This window comes from Streptococcus hyovaginalis DSM 12219, assembly GCF_000420785.1.
GTDB classification, from domain to species: domain Bacteria; phylum Bacillota; class Bacilli; order Lactobacillales; family Streptococcaceae; genus Streptococcus; species Streptococcus hyovaginalis.
Window position 1 is genome coordinate 159,744 of the sequence record NZ_ATVP01000005.1, and the last position, 16,716, is coordinate 176,459.

Below are 16,716 nucleotides of genomic sequence, written 5' to 3' on the forward strand. Positions count from 1 at the left end.
GAGGTTTTCTGATGACAAATCAAGAACAATGGATTCGTTCATTTGAAGAGGCAACGGGTCGTAAACCAAGTCCCTTGGAGTTTAAAGAGGGGAAAGAAAAGGGATTTTTACAATCTGATATCCCTCAAATTGCAGGAATCGCAGAGACTTTATCTGATACACCTGATCAGAAGTATTTTGAAGATAGGGTATCAGGAAGTACGCTAGATGATCCAAATATTGACGATTTTGAATCACAGGATCAAGGGACTTCAGCAACCGCAACTAATGCTCAAGAAGAAGCGATTTTTTATGATGTTTCGGATGATTCATACTTTGAAGCGGGTGCGGATCATACTGAAGAGGTAGCTGTGCCAGAGTCACGCCCAGAAGCATCAGAAGAGCTATTGTATGATGTCGCAGATGAGGGCTATCAAGAAGCAAAACCAGAGGTGCACATGCCAGTAGCAGCACCCAAGACACCTGATGTTAAGAGTAATGCTCCAACTTCGGCACCTAAAGCAAATTCGCGACAAGCAGAGTGGCTCCAAGCTTTTGAGCACTATGTCGGTCGTAAACCTAGTCCAGAAGAATTTAAATTAGGGAAATCCAGTGATTTCGATTTGCGCGTGATTAATCAATTTTTAGCGAATAGGGCAAAAGTAGCTAAAAAACCACTGACTCCTATGAAGAAATATGCTTACATAGCAGGTGGCATAGCGGCCTTCTTACTGGTCGTTGGTTTTCTATTTGGCAATCATTATTACTCTAGGGAGTCTGTAGCTAAGCGCTATTTAAAGCAGTATAGTTCTAAAGTGGCTGAACGTCTTGATTATGAGGTGTGGTCTGATTCGACGAATCCTATTAAGAAATCGGAAATCAGTTATTTAGAATCAACGGATCAAAAAGCTCCTGAATTGGTTGCTTTAACAACAGGATCATCTATGAAAGAGGTTGGACGAAAATGGTTGCTTTTCCCAGATTGGAAAGTTGCTGTTACTCCAGCTGATACGACTGTCACTACAAATACTGAGGATATGGACGTGATGATCAATGGCAAAAAATGGGTGCGGTCTGATTCTGACCAATTTTCAAAAGCTATTCGTCTCTATCCTGGAACTTATCAGTTCACCTTAAGTGGTAAGGTTGGTGATCAGTCTGTAGAGGCTAGTTCGAAACAAGCCCTCAGTGGCAAACAAGAGGTCTCTTTAGACATCAACTATCTATCCTTTACTGTTAATAGTAATGTTTCTGATGGTGATCTATATGTTGGTTCCAAGAAAATAGCCACACTAAAAGATGGTATGGTAGATGTTTCGAATTTGGCTGTTACAAAGAATGCTAAAATTTTTGTGCAAAAGACATTTGAAGATTCTTCTCAATTAAAATCAGAGACTTACGCTATTAAAGATTTGCAGGATGGCGATACCATTACTTTAGATGCTAAAGGCTTGTTGGATCGCGATACGGCAGATTATTTGGTCACTGCAGCCTATAATAAATTGGACTTGTATGAAGATTCGCATACCACGCCAGATGGTTTGACAGAGATTTTCCAAGGTGGAACGGACAACAGCATGTATCAAGATGTTGTTAATATGATCGAAACCAATACGACAAATGCTAAGAATCGTCCAGCAGAGTCTATTAGTTTTGAAGATATTGATGTTACCAATGTTAAGCAAGTTGGTGCGAAAAATTATGTTATTGAATTTACGGTGGTCAATAGTTTCTACTATGCTTATGATTCTAAGTTTAGAAACTCAGGTTTTTATGATGATAAAACTGCTTGGTCAGTGAATGCAGAGTATGTGGGGCAATCTAAGGACTCGGATTACAGTTTTAACGATTACACCGATTATCGCATTACGGGTAAGGCCAGTGACTCTAAACTCATCAACCGTGAGGATACAGTTAACTAGGACATTGGCGGAAAAGTAACATCATTGGAGAGTGTACCGCTAACAAAGACACTAATGGGAGCTAAAGTAAGACTCTAAACCATCGATTTTGGAGCATACTTAACTCCCTTATTTTGCATAAAAAGGAAGATGAGAGATGAAAAAAGCTTTAGGTATTGATTTGGGGACAACCAACTCAGCTATGGCGATTGTTAAAGAGGGTAATCCAGAGATTATCCCGATAGGTGCTAATGATGAGACCATTTTGAGGTCTGCTATTTATTTTTCGAAGATAAATGGTAAAAATCGTGTTTTTTATGGCAAAGATGCTATTAGCAGAGGCACAGAGATTGGCCGTATTGATCACTTCAAGAATGATTTTAAGCGAGATATGGCTCGTAATATTGAGAGCGAAGCTCTTGATCAGCAAAGGGTGAGTGCTGAGATCTTATCTGCTCTCATTTTGCATGAATTTAAATTGCGTTCGGATAAGTTGGCCATGGAAATGGGATTAGATACTATCCAAGATGCTGTGATTACAGTTCCAGCTTACTTTACGTCTGAGCAACGGGTAGCGACTAAACGAGCGGGCAAGTTAGCTGGCTTCAATGTTTTACGGATAATCAATGAGCCCACTGCCGCAGCCATTGCCTATGCGCATAAAAAAGGGATTGAAGGAAATGTCTTGGTATATGACCTAGGTGGAGGCACCTTTGACGTTACTGTGATGCATGTGTCCCAAAATCAGTATGACATTTTAGCGACAGATGGCAATCACCGACTTGGTGGCCTTGATTTTGATAAGCGCATGGTCAAGTTAGTCAAGGATAAATTTGAAGAGCAAGGGCTCAATATGACCATGTTGACGCCTAAAGAAGAGATGCAATTGCGCTATCAAGTAGAGAAGATGAAAATCGCCCTCTCGGTTAACGATCTTGCCTTTTATGAATTTGTCACCGAAACAGGAGAATATGGCGTTGAAGTGTCACGCTCGGAATTTGAAGTTGTCATTGCTGATTTAATTAAAGATACAGAGTTGAAAGTTGCAGAGACAGTATCGGCTGCGGGGCTCTCTTTATCTGACATAGACCACGCCATACTTGTTGGTGGTTCGACCCGTATTCCTGTTGTAAGGCAAATGATGGAGAGACTGTTAAGCAAACGTCCAGAATATGACATTAACCCAGATACTATCGTCGCAGAAGGCGCGAGTATTATTGCTGATTTGATTGTGAACAAGGAAGTTAGCTTTAAAGAGACCAACAAGGGTGACCAACAAGATCCGTCGCAAATCGTGATTCGTGATGTGACCTCACAAGGCATAGGTATGTTGTTGAAGAAGAACCCTCGCAAGTCTTATGCTTTTGTTGGTGACTTTTTCAATAGTGTGGTGGTCCCTCGTAATACTCCAATTCCAGCTCGATTCACGAAAAAAATTTACGCGGTAGCAGATGGGCAATCTAATTTTCAATTGCGGTTGACAGAAGGGAACTATGAGAATCCTATGAATGTGAAACCTATCTTGAAGATTGTGGAGTATTTAAGCCAAAAACGTTCTCTAGGCCAAGAGGTTGCGGAGATTCAGTTTGAATTTGATGAAGAGCAAATTATCCATATTCATGTTGTTGATGGGATCACAAAAGCGGTGTTGAGTTCTTATCAAATCAATGCTAACATTGATACCATTGAAGAAGTTGTTGAAGAAGATTTGACAGAAGTGCAAGCTTTGTTTGATGCATTGATACTATGATTGATTACTACAAAGGAATTGATTTAGAAACAGGGGTAGAGCTTCCCTATTTAGCAGAGTTACGAGGAAAAATTCGTCAAGAGGACTCTGCCAGTCAGATTTATACTGCTTTGGTGACAATAGGTGAAGAGCTAGATAATCGAGAAACCCTAGGAGAGTTTACGGAGAATAGTCGAGCATTATCACAAGCATTGCCGACTATAAAACGCCAATTTTTAAGTGAGAAATGGAAAACGACCTATGATTATCAATTGGTTCAATATTATTTGAATCATACAACGCCTTCTCAAGTATCACAAGAGGAGCAATTGGCAACAGAGGAACAAGATATGCCAGATAGAGAGGCGCTCTTGTCATGGCCAGAAGGAAATACTGAGAGTAAACCAATGGCAACACCCTGGTGGCATAAGTGGTTGCTACAAATTGTGATTGTCGTAGCCTTGCTAGCAATGATGGTTTTTCTGGACTTGGATACGAGTCTGGTCTTGGTTGTTCTTTTGGTAATGGTAACCATTAGTTTATTTCTCTCAAATTAGGAGATTTATGAAACAGCATACGTTAGTATTTAAGCATATTTGTTTTAAATATGGTTCTAAGAGTGACTTGCTTTTTAACCACTTAGATGTCACTCTAAAGACAGGAGAGGTTGTTGGTATTCTAGGAGGATCTGGGAGTGGCAAAACGACCTTGACGGAGATTTTACTAGAGCGACTAAAACCAACTTGCCAAGAGTTTCAAATCATTGAAGATGGCCAGGTTGTGACCAATCAAAGACCGCAGTGGAGTTACGTCCCTCAGCAAAATCTATTAAGAGAGTATCTGAAGGTCAGTGATATTTTTAATGTCTATGCGGATAGTTATCTGAAAGGTCTGCCAAGTGCCGATAAGCAAGAACGTGTGAGAGCTATTGTTCAAGATCTTGGTTTGTCTGATTTTTGGCGCCAAAAGATTAGTGACCTTAGTGGCGGACAGAAAAGGCGGGTTAGTATCGGCATCGAGCTACTGAGTCCATCGCCATATTTTATTCTGGATGAGCCATCGAGTGGTTTAGACGCTTTGAGCGACCGTAATTTATTGAGGACCTTGCGTATTTTGGCCAAAACGTCTAACAAGGCGATTGTCGTCGTAACACATAACACAGAAAACTTAGCAATTTTTGATCGTTTGATTTTCTTATCTAAAGGTCTTCCTAAATTTGTAGGTACCTTTGAGGAGTTGCTTTATGAGTTTAAAACAACGGATTCTTATACGATTAGCAAGTATTTAGATTTAAATATTGCAGATATCTATCAAGAGTTGCTAGCTTCTGGAAAAATTTATAAAATATAGGTGGGAGTATGGCGGCGTTACGGTTAAGTTGGTATAAATTTAAGCATAATTACAGTGATTTTATTAAGGTTCTAGTGGGTATCTTAGTCTTCGAAGTTTTGATCATTTATATCCAGAAGAAAGATTTTTTGGTCAATTTTGAAAATACCCGAATGACCCTATTTTTACTTTTGTTTTCGTCTAGTCTATTGATTTTGGTTCAAAATAGTATCTACATTAGTAAAGAAAAAACTATATTAAATCGTGATTTTTTCTCTACCTTAAGTCGGTGGTCTTTTGGTTGGGCAACCCTTTTGTTTAATGTTCTATTTACTTTTGTTGAAACGATTGTCTTTATCCTGGGTTTTCAGAGCATCAGTCAATTTTTTGATAAAGATTTGGAAACGAAAGGACAGCTTTTCGACAGTTTTTCACTGGAGATTGGGGTAACAGTTTTTCTCGTTTTTCTGTGTGCTCATTTTACGGCCTTGGTCATCTCGGCTTTGGTGGGTGCTAGTGACATTACCTCTGTTATCTTGGCAGTTATGGTAGGCATTATGCAGTTTTCTTTGGCAGGGACGGTTTTACAATTACCTAAGGCTATTAGGGGAATTAGCTCGGCTGTTTTTCTAAGCTATGGGCACAAGGTATTTGGCATGTCTAATGCTTTAGAAGACCAGCCCTCTGCCATGGCAAAATTTCAGGTTCCGATTCCTAAAAGCCAATTGGAACATTTTGATGCTAGTCGTGAGATGATTTTGAATCACTGGTTTTGGTTGTTAGTGCACGCAGGTCTATATGCCTTATTGTTTTTAGTTATTTTACGGTTTAAAAAGGAGAAATGATGACAAGAGAAGAGTGGATTAAAGAGTTTCAAGTATTGAATGGTCGCTTTCCTACAGAAGCAGAAATTCAAGCAGCATTAAGTGGAGGAACGCAAGCAGCATCAGCCAAAACTCGAAAATTTGATGCAAACTTGCTATTAAAAATAGCGATGATCATTCTAATGGCAATTTTTGGCTATATCGTTGGCTACTTGTTTGTGTGAGGTGACAGATGAAACAGAAAAAATTTATCGCGGGATTACTGGTTGTCTTTTTAGTTTTTTTAGTAGCTGGTAAGTATACTCAGAGTAAATCGATGCTGAATTCCAATTATGTCTATGCAACGACAGTAAAGGATAAAAAAACAGGTAAAGAGTATCGTTATGAAGTGGAATTGATGGATGATAAAAAGGCCAAGGTGACCAAAACGGACTTGGAAACAGGCAAACAAACTGTTTTTGAAGAAGTTTACCAAGAAAAACCTGGTAAGGTGATCGCATTACCAGCAGACCGTGGCACGCGTATTCAATTAGCATCTCCGGCTTTACCATGGTCTGGAACCAAGATGGCAGTTGAGAGTAAAAACTACACGCAAGCGGATCAACAGGCTACAAGAGTAGCAACACCGCCAAAAAATACGGCTAAATCGTCTTCAACCCAAACAAAGGCATCACAAGCTGCTCAGTCTAGCCAGTCTAAAGCCTCATCATCTCAAAAAGAAAAGGATGATACTGCCAAATCTTCTGCATCATCAAGTACTGATAAAAGCACTAAGGTAAACGGAACTGCCACGACATCTAAACTTGATATTGCATCGATTGCTAAAGGAGACCTTTCTTCAATCAGCGGTTCCTATGAGGGCGCAAATGGTGGAACACCATTTGTTTTTGCTGCGGATGGTACCGGTAGTATCAATAACATAGATGTTACTTATACTGATTTTGAGGAATCAGATGGTATGGCAACATTTACTGCTACTGATTTTCCAGGGCAGTTCACAGTCATTCCGGCTGGTATGGCAACACCGAAAGACGTCAATGGTGGCTCTTCTACCATTTTTGAAGCCTATGATGATGACACAAAAGACCGTATCCTCGTTTCAGGTGAAGGGTTCAATGTGATCTTCTTAGAAGATAGCAAAACAACAGCATCTTCTTCGGAATCAAAAACAGAAACGAAATCACCAAGTGAGACCAAAGCTTCAGAAGAACCTGTCCAGTTTACAGTGACTGATACTAATAATCTTACTGCTGACAGTGCAGAAGCTATTGCTAAAGCCTTTGGTGATTGGCTGTTTGACAGCGATTATGCTAAGGATAGCGTACTTGTTCAGGCTCAAGTCGATGATACAGATAGCAAGGTAGGCGTGGATCCTCATTTTTGGCAAATCAAAACGGAAGATGGTCCTGCACTTGCCTATCTTTATGGTCAAGAAACAGGTGCGATTAGTGATATTGAGAGAGCTATCGTTGCTGACAAATCATCTGACGGTAAAGCCTTGGATGACAGTCGCTCCGAGTTTGATTTGACGCTTCTTGGCAATGATTTGTCCAGCTCGCAAGCAGAAGATTTCCAATCAAGTGCAGCTTTCCGACTCTACACTCTAAAAGAGGTCAAACAGCAACGATTTGATTCGACAGCTGAAGAAAGTGAAGGTTTGCTAGCTAATAGTGACCTATCAGCAGAGGAAACGACTGCAGCCATGGATTATGGTTATGTGCCTTTCTATGAGAAAAAAGTAGATCATGCGAAACCAAGCTATCAAATCGTCTTAGCATCAAATGGTAAAGTCTACTATGTCACAGATTATCGTATAACAGATAAACCAGCAGAAACCTATGAACTAGCACCAAATGATATGCAAAAAGCCTATCAAGGCTTGTTAGAAGAATTGGGTGACGAAAAAGAAATTAGCACGTCATCTGAGAGCAAGTCTAGCGCGTCATCTGCAAATTCTGCTAGCTCTGACACTGCCAGTGAGTCTGAAACGCAAACGGAAACAACAGATGGGATATTTCCACCAGAATTAATCGGTGAATGGGTCAATACTAATCCAGATGATTTTGATACCAAAGTGGTTTTTGCTGCTGATGGCACAGTGACAAAATTTTATGATGATGGTACAACGCAAACAAACATGATTTCTAAAGTTTCTAAGGTTGAAAAAGTCAGTGACACTCACTATCGTTTTGTTGATTACGATTCGATTGCTGGTATTACAAAAAGCAACATTGGTGGAGCGGGATTTGACGCTGAGTTTGGCTTTACCTTGGATGGCAATAGTCTAGCTTATGGCCAATGGATTCGCGAAATAGGGGCAGATTTTGATCCTGAAAATGATCGCTATAACGAAATGGTACAGTTTACTAAAGAATAAGAGTGATTTATGTCTAAACATCAAAAATTATTGGCTAGTTTGCTGCTGTTAGCCTTCTTCTTAGGCCTACTAGCGGGTCGCTACCGTCAACAATTGATTTTAAAAGATCCAGCTAAAGCTTACCAAGTGACGACAGAGGATAAGCAGACTGGGGAAGAGGTTCTTTTCCAAGTGCAGCGTTTTGATGATCAGCGCATAAAAATCCAGCTATCTACTGGTGAGGTTTTTGCTAGTCAGATTACGGACAAGCGTGAAAATGGTGCTTGGGTGATTGAATTGCCAGACAATGGTGGCAAGTTAGCCCTCCAGCAGAGTCTTTTGCCATGGAAGGAAGCCCAGTTAGGGATTTTGACATCAGAAAAATACCGTACCGTTGATAATACCTCTAAGGTAGTCATGGTATCAGAGCCGAATTCTCTGGAAACCAATGATTTAACGGAAAATCAACCTAAGTCAGCAACAACTGTTCGCACAAAATTAAACTTGAATGCCAAGGCTATTGACCAAGTGATAGAAGCATTTGGCAAATGGCTATATGACAGTTCCTATGGTCGTGATGCAGTCGTCGTTAGAGGCTCTTTCAATGATCTTTCAGAATCAATAGGAGAGCCCGTCAGCGTACAGGCTTTCAAGGTGGATAATCTCACCGTTTTCGCAGGATTGTCGGGTGATGATATGACCGGTTTTGATAATTTGGATCATCAGATTCAATCCTACTCGACTAGTTTGCTTGACCTTAACCTAAAAGGGAAGACATTGGCTGATTTCCAGACAAAAGCAGCTTTTCGTGTTTACTATCATCCGTCTGGGCATCATTATTATGCAAGTGTAAAAGAAGAAAAAGAGCGCTTAGTGAGAACGAGTTATGCTGATTTCTACCAGAACCAAGTGGATGATCAGGAAGATAGCCTCCACATCGTACTAGCCAATAATGGGCGTGTGTACTATGCAAAGGAGTATGGGTTAGCTAGCTCAGTTACATATACCGAGGCTCCTTCTGAAATGCAAAGCGTTTATAACGACTTGCTCGGAAAGGCTAAGACAGACTAATATTACGGATTCCATAGGTTGTTAAAAGCATTGCCCATAAGTTAACCCTACCATTGAGTTTCCTTGAAAGGTCTGTTATAATGTTTTTATCAGAGGTGTTTTGAATCCCATGTGTCACAGGAAGCGGTGTGACTGAGAAATCCGCACACATGTCAAAACTGGTTGCTGAGTGATAAATTGAAGAATTGAGTTGCGGGTTTATTATTAGCCCGAATGTGGGTGGTACCGCGGAAATCTTATATGACTTTCGTCCCTGTCTAGCGCATGCTAGGCGGGGATTTTTGATGCTTTATGAGTATTATAACAAGGAGATAAGTATGAAAGTTGTTGGAGAACTAAAAGATAAGATGTTACCAGCTGTGGAGACGGACCGTCTTGTTTTACGACAGCGGACGATAGATGATGTGCCAGATATGTTTGCTTACGTTAGCTTAGAAAATGTGGCTTATCCAGCTGGTCTGCCCCCCATTGCAACCTTGGAAGACGAGTATGATTATTTTGAAAATCACTACTACAAAAATCTTGAAAAAGAAAATCTGCCATCAGGCTATGGTATAACAGTCAAGGGGAACGACCGCATTATTGGCTCTTGCGATTTCAATCACCGTCATGAAGATGATGTCTTTGAAATTGGCTACATGCTCCATCCAGATTATTGGGAGAAAGGCATCATGTCAGAAGCTGTAGAGGCATTAATTGAGATTGGATTTACACTTCTTAACCTTCATAAAGTCGAAATTGTTTGCTATGACTACAATAGACAAAGCAGACGTATCGCTGAAAAACTCGGTTTTACTCTGGAAGCTAGCATTCGTGACCGAAAAGATATTCAAGGCAATCGCTGTCATGATTTACGATACGGTCTGCTAAAAAGTGAGTGGGAGAAGATGAAGAGTTCCCGCGGTTAAGATGAGAAATAATATGATTTACTATATAAAGGAGAAAAATAAATGTCAAAAGAATTATCACCAAAATACAATCCAGCCGAGGTTGAGGCTGGGCGTTACCAAGCTTGGTTGGACCAAGATGTTTTCAAACCATCAGGTAATCCTGCTGCCAAGCCTTACTCTATCGTTATTCCACCACCAAATGTTACTGGTAAGTTGCACTTGGGTCACGCTTGGGATACGACTTTGCAAGATATTATCATTCGTCAAAAACGCATGCAGGGCTTTGATACTCTCTGGTTGCCAGGGATGGACCATGCGGGTATTGCCACTCAAGCTAAAGTTGAGGAGCGCTTGCGTGGTGAAGGCATCACGCGTTACGACTTAGGTCGTGAGAAATTCTTGGACAAAGTTTGGGAATGGAAGGACGAGTACGCAGCAACCATCAAAGACCAATGGGGTAAGATGGGGATTTCTGTCGATTATTCTCGTGAACGCTTCACCCTTGACGAAGGTTTGTCAAAAGCCGTTCGTAAAGTCTTTGTGGACCTCTACAAAAAAGGCTGGATTTACCGTGGTGAATTTATTATCAACTGGGACCCAGTAGCCAGGACTGCCCTTTCTGATATCGAGGTTATCCACAAGGATGTGGAAGGTGCCTTCTATCATATGAATTATATGCTTGAAGATGGCTCACGCGCCCTTCAAGTAGCGACAACGCGTCCAGAGACTATGTTTGGTGACGTAGCGGTTGCCGTTAATCCAGATGATTACCGTTACAAAGACTTGATTGGTCAAAACGTTATCTTGCCAATCGTTAATAAAGCTATCCCAATCGTTGCGGATGAACATGCTGACCCTGAATTTGGGACAGGTGTCGTGAAAATCACACCAGCTCACGACCCTAATGACTTCTTGGTCGGTCAGCGCCATGATTTGCCACAAGTTAATGTTATGAACGATGATGGTACCATGAATGAACTAGCTGCTGAATTCGTCGGTATGGACCGCTTTGAAGCCCGTAAAGCCGTAGTAGCCAAGTTGGAAGAAATTGGTGCCCTCGTCGAGATTGAAAAACGTGTGCACTCTGTCGGTCATTCTGAACGTTCAGGTGCTGTGGTTGAGCCACGCTTGTCAACGCAATGGTTCGTTAAAATGGATCAATTGGCTAAGAACGCCATTGCCAACCAAGATACTGATGATAAAGTAGAATTCTACCCACCACGCTTCAATGATACCTTCATGAGCTGGATGGAAAATGTCCATGACTGGGTTATCTCTCGCCAGCTGTGGTGGGGACACCAAATCCCAGCTTGGTACAATGAGAATGGAGACATGTATGTTGGCGAAGAAGCACCAGAAGGTGACGGATGGGTGCAAGACGAAGACGTTCTTGACACCTGGTTCTCATCTGCTCTCTGGCCTTTCTCAACCATGGGTTGGCCTGATACAGACTCAGCAGACTTCCAACGTTATTTCCCAACCTCAACCTTGGTAACGGGATATGACATCATCTTCTTCTGGGTGTCTCGCATGATTTTCCAATCTCTTGAGTTCACCGGACGTCAACCATTCCAAAACGTTCTCATTCATGGTCTTATCCGTGACGAAGAAGGTCGCAAGATGTCTAAATCTCTTGGAAACGGTATCGACCCAATGGATGTTATCGAGAAATACGGTGCCGATGCCCTTCGTTGGTTCCTCTCAAACGGTTCTGCACCGGGTCAAGACGTGCGTTTCTCTTACGAAAAAATGGACGCCTCTTGGAACTTCATTAACAAGATTTGGAATATTTCACGCTACATCCTCATGAACAATGAAGGACTGGACTTGGACACTGCTACTGACAAAGTTGCGCAAGTGGCTAGCGGTCAGGCTGGTAATGTCACCGATCGTTGGATTCTCCATAACCTCAATGAAACTATCGCTAAAGTCACTGAAAACTTTGATAAGTTCGAGTTTGGTGTGGCGGGGCACATCCTTTATAACTTTATTTGGGAAGAGTTTGCCAACTGGTATGTTGAGTTGACTAAGGAAGTGCTTTATAGTGACAATGAAGAGGAGAAAGTGGTGACGCGCGCTGTTCTTCTTTACACACTTGATAAGATCCTCCGCTTGCTTCATCCAATCATGCCGTTTGTAACGGAAGAAATCTTTGCCCAGTATGCTGAAGGATCAATCGTAACAGCTGACTACCCTGTGGTCAATGAAGCCTTTGACAATGCTGACGCCCATAAGGGTGTTGAGAGCTTGAAAGACTTGATTCGTGCCGTTCGTAATGCGCGTGCGGAAGTCAACGTAGCCCCATCAAAACCAATCACTATTTTGGTCAAAACAAGTGACGCTGAGTTGGAAAGCTTCTTCACATCAAACGTCAATTACATCAAACGCTTCACAAATCCAGAAACCTTGGAAATTTCAGCTAATTTGACAGCACCAGAATTGGCTATGTCAGCGGTTATCACAGGAGCTGAGATCTTCTTGCCATTAGCAGACTTGCTCAATGTCGAAGAAGAATTAGCTCGACTTGATAAAGAACTTGCCAAATGGCAAAAAGAATTGGACATGGTCGGCAAAAAACTCGGCAACGAACGCTTCGTCGCCAACGCCAAACCAGAAGTCGTCCAAAAAGAACGCAACAAACAAGCCGACTACCAAGCCAAATACGACGCGACACAAGAACGAATTGAAGAGATGAAGAAACTTGTAAAATAAGTCACTCACAGGTGAATCATAAACCGTTCAACCCCAGTAATTTGCTGGGGTTTTTATTGTCGCTGAAAATCAACTAGCACCACGACTAGTAAAAGTTTAGTAAAAGTCATCTGAATTTCTAAAAAATAGTTATAATATAGATGTTAGCGCTATCAATTGAATAATAAGGAGATTCTGAAGATGTCAAATATTTCTACAATACAGGTTATATTATTAACCCTGTTATCTATATTGGCCGGTATAGATCCTTATATTTCTGGTTTACAACTAAGTAAACCTGTTATTGCGGGATTCTTGGCAGGTATTATCATGGGAGATATTGGTACGGGACTTGTTGTTGGTGCCACACTTCAATTGATGGTTTTAGGAGTGGGGACCTTTGGTGGAGCGTCAATACCTGACTTTGGAACTGGAGCTATTATTGGGACAGCTTTAGCTTCTGCTAGTAATAATGGAATTGAGTTTGCTATTGGAATTTCAGTACCAGTAGGTTTGCTATTGGTACAATTAGATATCTTTGCACGATTTGCCAATCTTTACTTTTTACACCGTATTGATCGCTTTGTTGAAAATGAGGAGTTTGATAAGATTAATCGGGAAGCTTGGTTTAGTTTGATTCCGATTGCATTATCTCGAGCTATTCCTGTATCTATTTCATTAATATTTGGCAATGAAGTTATTCAGGCTATCTTAGGATATGCACCAGATTGGTTAATGACGGGACTTCGAGTTGCAGGAAGTGTTTTACCTGTTGTTGGTATTGCTATCCTCTTACGTTACTTACCAGTTCAAAAATTCTTTGCTTACTTAGTTGTTGGATATGTCTTAGCAGCTTATCTCGGCGTTCCAATGATGGGTATTGCCCTGATTGGTTTTGCAGTTGCTTATATTTATTATAATAATTTAGGTAATAAAGAGGTTCAATCTATCTCAGTGTCAACAAATTTAAGTGGATTGGAGATTGAAGATGATGAAATCTAAAATAGATGAAAAAGATATTCGGCGCGTTAGTCTTCGTTATATGTTTGGTGGTCAACTAGGTTGGAACTATGAACGAATGATGAATGTAGCTTATGTTCGGGCGATGTATCCTGTTTTAAAAAAATTGTACGGTCATAATCCCCAACAATTTAAAGAAGTGTTAAAGAATGAACTTCAATTTTTTAATACTAGCCCATTTCTAACGGCAATTATCCTTGGTCTTGATTTATCTCTCCAGAATCAAGAAGGGTATGAAGCAAAAGACGTAGTTGTCGCTACTAAAACCAGTTTAATGGGACCTTTTGCAGCTGTTGGAGATTCATTATTTGGTGCAGTTATTCCAACTATTTTTGGTTCTATTGCTGCTTATATGGGATTAGAAAAGAATCCTGTTGGGGTTATCATCTGGCTTTTGGTAGCAGCTGCTATTTTGTGGCTTCGATATTTTGAATTACCTATTGCATATCGTGAAGGAACAAATTTATTGAATGGTATGCAAAATGTTTTACAAAATTTAACAGAAGCGGCGACATTGTTAGGCGTCCTTGTTGTAGGGGGGTTAATTCCAAATGTTGTAAAAGTTGTCGTCCCATTTGTTTTAGTTATTGGTAAAAAACGCTTGGAAATTCAAACAGAGGTACTTGATAAATTAATTCCTTCCCTCATTCCTATTGTTTTAGTAGCTTTGGCTTACTGGCTTTTGGGACGAAAAGGAATGAACTCAACCAGAGTTATCTGGATCTTCTTAGTACTCTCTATTGTTCTAAGCGCCTTAAAAGTTTTAGCTGTAGGGTAATGTTTAATAGAATAGAGAGGGATTAGTTACAATCCCTCTTTGCGCTCATAAGGAGGAAATAATGTCTTTAGAAAATAGACCTAATATTATATTATTGGTTGTGGATCAAATGCGAGCAGATGCATTATCCTATAATAGCTTTGACAGTTTTGTAAGTACACCTACTTTAGATATGATGGCTAGTCAAGGTTATAATTTCGAAAATGCTTATTCTCCAGTTCCCAGTTGTGTCCCTGCTCGTGTAGCACTTTTAACGGGATTAGATCAAGAACATAGTGGTCGTATCGGTTACGAGGATGAGGTTCCTTGGAATTTTACTAATACTTTGCCACAAACTTTTAAGGATATGGGTTACCAAACACAAAGTATTGGGAAAATGCATGTTTATCCTTCGCGGAAACGTTTGGGATTTGACAATGTTATCTTACATGATGGCTATCTCCATGTTGATCGAAAATATGATAAACCATTTGGACGTTCTTTTGATTACTCTAGTGATTATTTAGCTTTTTTAAAAGGTGAATTGGGCTATCGAGCAGATATCATTGATAATGGTATGAACTGTAATTCATGGGAAGCGAGGCCTTGGCAAGAGGAAGAATATTTGCATCCAACCAATTGGACTGTTTCTGAAGCAATAAAATTTCTACAGCGACGTGATCCGACGATGCCTTTCTTTCTAAAACTATCTTTTGAGAAACCTCATGCGCCACTAGATCCGCCTAAGTATTATTTTGATATGTATATGGATTGTTTACCAGATGACATTGATCTTCATATCGGAAATTGGGAAGAATTAGATGATGGTATTACAGGTATATATGCTCTGAAAGGGAAATTAAAGAAAGACGATCAAAGACGGATGTTGGCGGGATACTTTGGTCTGATTACTCATTTAGATCATCAGATTAGCCGCTTGTTAACGGCTCTTAAAGAATTTCGTCATGATAAGGATACTATTATTTGGTTTGTTTCAGATCATGGGGATCAGATTGGGGAACATTACCTTTTCCGTAAGGGATATCCTTATCAGGGCAGTATCAGAGTACCATCATTTATTTATGATCCGGCTAATTTGATTGCAGGTCATCGAAGTAGTATTAGACAGTTAGTGAAACTACAAGATATTTTTCCGTCATTGGTCGATTTAGTTGGTGGTGGTCTAGTTGATACTGATGGTAAAAGTGTTCGTCAATTACTTTTTGGTCACTATGAAGGCTGGAGGACAGAGTTTCATGGTGAACATGCCCTAGCTAGGGACTCAAGTCAGTATATTATGACTGAAAAGTGGAAATTTATTTGGTTTCCTGTGAGAGATGTCTATCAGCTGTTTGATATTGAAAATGATCCTAATGAGATGCATAATTTAATTAAGGAAAAAAAATATGTGCCTGTTATTAAGGAAATGACTCAAAAAATGATTGCATATTTGCAAAATCGGCCTGAAGGATTCGTAAAGAATGGATGTTTGAGTGCAGTTCCTGTGGATGTTATTGTCTCTACTATTGAAAAATCAATAGTAGATTGAGCAACTTTTAATAATTTTTTAGAAAAGGACATACTAAGTGTCCATGGCAAGAATTGATTTTATCGCTATCAGTAATGTGGTTAGGAAGATGTTCGAGTAATCAGTTATCTTTTTATAAGTCGCTTTAAGTAGCGAATAGAGTCTGTAATTGTTGTTTAGGAACTTTTTGATACTTTTTCTTGTAGAAGGCTTTGCGCTCATTATCATGTCGCCTAATAGAGTTGCCGGTTTCAACCAAATAATAATATAGATAATGGTTCATTCGGTTAACAAGATCAGTATTTATAGAGTTAGCATTCCAGATTATTTCTATTTCCAATTAAAGATTATCTATTTAGTGACTTGAGAGTGTGGTCTTTAAAGATAACAATCTGTTAAATCTCATTGATAATGCATGTAGTGTAAATTTTATCGGAGCTAGGTGTTTCGCTTAAACACTGGCACTTAGAGATGATTTCCGTCAACTTTAATTTTTAATTATTTGTCTTCTCTGAGGAACCTCGCAGAATGAAACTTATAAAGAGATACTCGTGGTGCTAGTTGATTTCAAAATATCTCAAATGATAAGCCAGTATGATTTGTTCGATTCTCAATTGTAGTCCTCTAATGCTTCTAGTCAA

13 protein-coding genes are annotated in these 16,716 nt (G+C 40.0%); all 13 read left to right on the plus strand.

The genetic code is table 11. From position 1 onward, the window contains the following. Positions 1–11 precede the first annotated feature (11 nt). The 13 genes from G574_RS0105010 (at position 12) to G574_RS0105070 (ending at position 16,096) form a co-directional block, all read left to right on the plus strand. The gene (locus G574_RS0105010) at positions 12–1,901 is read left to right on the plus strand and encodes a zinc ribbon domain-containing protein (protein WP_029691236.1); all 1,890 of its coding nucleotides are present in this window, start codon (positions 12–14) and stop codon (positions 1,899–1,901) included. Positions 1,902–2,037: 136 nt separating this feature from the next. Further along, on the plus strand, positions 2,038–3,630 hold the full coding sequence (locus G574_RS0105015; protein WP_029691237.1) for an Hsp70 family protein: 1,593 nt from the start codon (positions 2,038–2,040) through the stop codon (positions 3,628–3,630). After that, entirely contained in the window at positions 3,627–4,166 is a 540-nt protein-coding gene (locus G574_RS0105020) for a hypothetical protein (protein ID WP_029691238.1), read from the plus strand. The genes G574_RS0105015 and G574_RS0105020 overlap by 4 nt, the downstream gene beginning before the upstream one ends. 7 nt (positions 4,167–4,173) lie before the next feature. Further along, on the plus strand, positions 4,174–4,959 hold the full coding sequence (locus G574_RS0105025; protein ID WP_029691239.1) for an ATP-binding cassette domain-containing protein: 786 nt from the start codon (positions 4,174–4,176) through the stop codon (positions 4,957–4,959). 8 nt (positions 4,960–4,967) lie between these two features. Then, positions 4,968–5,783, plus strand: coding sequence for a hypothetical protein (locus tag G574_RS0105030; RefSeq protein WP_029691240.1), 816 nt, complete (start codon positions 4,968–4,970; stop codon positions 5,781–5,783). Continuing rightward, positions 5,783–5,986, plus strand: a complete 204-nt coding sequence (locus G574_RS0105035; RefSeq protein WP_017770538.1) for a hypothetical protein — start codon at positions 5,783–5,785, stop codon at positions 5,984–5,986. Before G574_RS0105030 ends, G574_RS0105035 begins: the two co-directional genes overlap by 1 nt. A gap of 8 nt (positions 5,987–5,994) precedes the next feature. Further along, the gene (locus G574_RS0105040) at positions 5,995–8,139 is read left to right on the plus strand and encodes a hypothetical protein (protein ID WP_029691242.1); all 2,145 of its coding nucleotides are present in this window, start codon (positions 5,995–5,997) and stop codon (positions 8,137–8,139) included. 9 nt (positions 8,140–8,148) lie between these two features. Beyond that, positions 8,149–9,189, plus strand: a complete 1,041-nt coding sequence (locus G574_RS0105045) for a hypothetical protein (protein ID WP_029691243.1) — start codon at positions 8,149–8,151, stop codon at positions 9,187–9,189. Positions 9,190–9,506: 317 nt separating this feature from the next. Then, positions 9,507–10,097, plus strand: a complete 591-nt coding sequence (locus tag G574_RS0105050; protein ID WP_029691244.1) for a GNAT family N-acetyltransferase — start codon at positions 9,507–9,509, stop codon at positions 10,095–10,097. A gap of 42 nt (positions 10,098–10,139) precedes the next feature. Next, positions 10,140–12,791 (plus strand): valine--tRNA ligase, encoded by a 2,652-nt coding sequence (locus tag G574_RS0105055; protein WP_029691245.1) that lies wholly within the window; start codon positions 10,140–10,142, stop codon positions 12,789–12,791. Positions 12,792–12,971: 180 nt separating this feature from the next. Next, entirely contained in the window at positions 12,972–13,772 is an 801-nt protein-coding gene (locus G574_RS0105060; RefSeq protein WP_029691246.1) for a PTS mannose/fructose/sorbose/N-acetylgalactosamine transporter subunit IIC, read from the plus strand. After that, positions 13,759–14,568, plus strand: a complete 810-nt coding sequence (locus tag G574_RS0105065; protein ID WP_029691247.1) for a PTS system mannose/fructose/sorbose family transporter subunit IID — start codon at positions 13,759–13,761, stop codon at positions 14,566–14,568. Before G574_RS0105060 ends, G574_RS0105065 begins: the two co-directional genes overlap by 14 nt. 61 nt (positions 14,569–14,629) lie before the next feature. Further along, entirely contained in the window at positions 14,630–16,096 is a 1,467-nt protein-coding gene (locus tag G574_RS0105070) for a manganese-dependent arylsulfatase (protein ID WP_029691248.1), read from the plus strand. The last annotated feature ends 620 nt before the right edge of the window (positions 16,097–16,716 follow it).

Coding starts and splice junctions, on each gene's coding strand:
- G574_RS0105010 (WP_029691236.1), top strand. CDS start 12: ATGACAAATCAAGAACAATGGATTCGTTCATTTGAAGAGGCAACGGGT.
- G574_RS0105015 (WP_029691237.1), top strand. CDS start 2,038: ATGAAAAAAGCTTTAGGTATTGATTTGGGGACAACCAACTCAGCTATG.
- G574_RS0105020 (WP_029691238.1), top strand. CDS start 3,627: ATGATTGATTACTACAAAGGAATTGATTTAGAAACAGGGGTAGAGCTT.
- G574_RS0105025 (WP_029691239.1), top strand. CDS start 4,174: ATGAAACAGCATACGTTAGTATTTAAGCATATTTGTTTTAAATATGGT.
- G574_RS0105030 (WP_029691240.1), top strand. CDS start 4,968: ATGGCGGCGTTACGGTTAAGTTGGTATAAATTTAAGCATAATTACAGT.
- G574_RS0105035 (WP_017770538.1), top strand. CDS start 5,783: ATGACAAGAGAAGAGTGGATTAAAGAGTTTCAAGTATTGAATGGTCGC.
- G574_RS0105040 (WP_029691242.1), top strand. CDS start 5,995: ATGAAACAGAAAAAATTTATCGCGGGATTACTGGTTGTCTTTTTAGTT.
- G574_RS0105045 (WP_029691243.1), top strand. CDS start 8,149: ATGTCTAAACATCAAAAATTATTGGCTAGTTTGCTGCTGTTAGCCTTC.
- G574_RS0105050 (WP_029691244.1), top strand. CDS start 9,507: ATGAAAGTTGTTGGAGAACTAAAAGATAAGATGTTACCAGCTGTGGAG.
- G574_RS0105055 (WP_029691245.1), top strand. CDS start 10,140: ATGTCAAAAGAATTATCACCAAAATACAATCCAGCCGAGGTTGAGGCT.
- G574_RS0105060 (WP_029691246.1), top strand. CDS start 12,972: ATGTCAAATATTTCTACAATACAGGTTATATTATTAACCCTGTTATCT.
- G574_RS0105065 (WP_029691247.1), top strand. CDS start 13,759: ATGATGAAATCTAAAATAGATGAAAAAGATATTCGGCGCGTTAGTCTT.
- G574_RS0105070 (WP_029691248.1), top strand. CDS start 14,630: ATGTCTTTAGAAAATAGACCTAATATTATATTATTGGTTGTGGATCAA.